A 949-nucleotide genomic window follows, 5' to 3' on the forward strand; every position below is an offset into this window, starting at 1 on the left:
CGAGGGCGGCGCGGCGTGAGCGCCCCGCCGGCCACCGCACCGGCCCCCGCGCCCGCGCGGTTCCGGGAGGTACGGGCCTGGGCGGCGCGCCGTCGCCTCGGCGCGACGATCGTCGTCCTCTGCCTCTTCGGGCTCGGCGTGCTCGGCTGGAACTTCTCCGGCACGGCACGGGCCTTCCCCGGACCCGCGCTCCTGTCCGGTTTCCTCCTCGCGGTCGTCCTGTACGTCGCTTTCACGCTGCTGCGGCGGGTGCGGCCGGTGCGCACGCCGCCCCGCGACTGGAGCTGGGCCGGGGTCGCCTGGGGGGCGACGGCGGCGACGGGCTGCGCGCTGCTCGCCAACGGCGGGCTCACGGCGGTGTGGTCGCGTACTGCCGGGATCGACTTCGCGTCCTCGTGGGGCGCGGCACTGACCGCGCCGCTCAACGAGGAGGGTGTCAAGACGGCGGGCATCGTGCTGCTCGGCGTGGCGTTCCCGGCGCGGATGCGCGGGCCGCTGGACGGCTGGGTGCTCGGGGCGCTCGTGGGGCTCGGTTTCCAGATGGCGGAGAACTGGACGTACGCGCTCAACGGGATCGTCGCCACGGGCGGGACCGCGCCGGGTGACGCGGCGCTCCAGTCCGTGGTGGGGCGGGTCCTGTACACGGGGCTCGGTTCGCACTGGACGATGTCGGCGGTCGCGGGGACGGGCGTGGGGCTGCTGCTGAGCCGCTCGCCGGGGCCCGCGCGGCGGCGGCGCGCGGGGGCGGCGGCGTGCGTGCTGACGGCGGTCGGGATGCACTGGCTCTTCAACGCGCCGTTCCTCGGCGGCGGGCTCGGCACGGGCGTCAAGGCGGCGTTCGACTTCCTCCTCGCTGGCAGCTTCTGGATCGTGCTGCGGCACGCCTACCGGCACCGTGCGCGGGCCGAGTTGCGTGCGCCGGGGGTCGCGCCGGGCGCGGACCGCCTGC

General features: G+C 76.8%; 1 protein-coding gene. It reads left to right on the forward strand.

Translation table 11 applies throughout. The features are described from left to right. Positions 1-15: 15 nt before the first annotated feature. The coding region (locus G3I42_RS21530; protein WP_164288326.1) for a PrsW family glutamic-type intramembrane protease at positions 16-949 on the forward strand (934 nt) is incomplete at its 3' end.

It is taken from the genome of Streptomyces sp. SID11385, from assembly GCF_010548245.1.
In the GTDB taxonomy this organism is placed as follows: Bacteria; Actinomycetota; Actinomycetes; order Streptomycetales; family Streptomycetaceae; genus Streptomyces.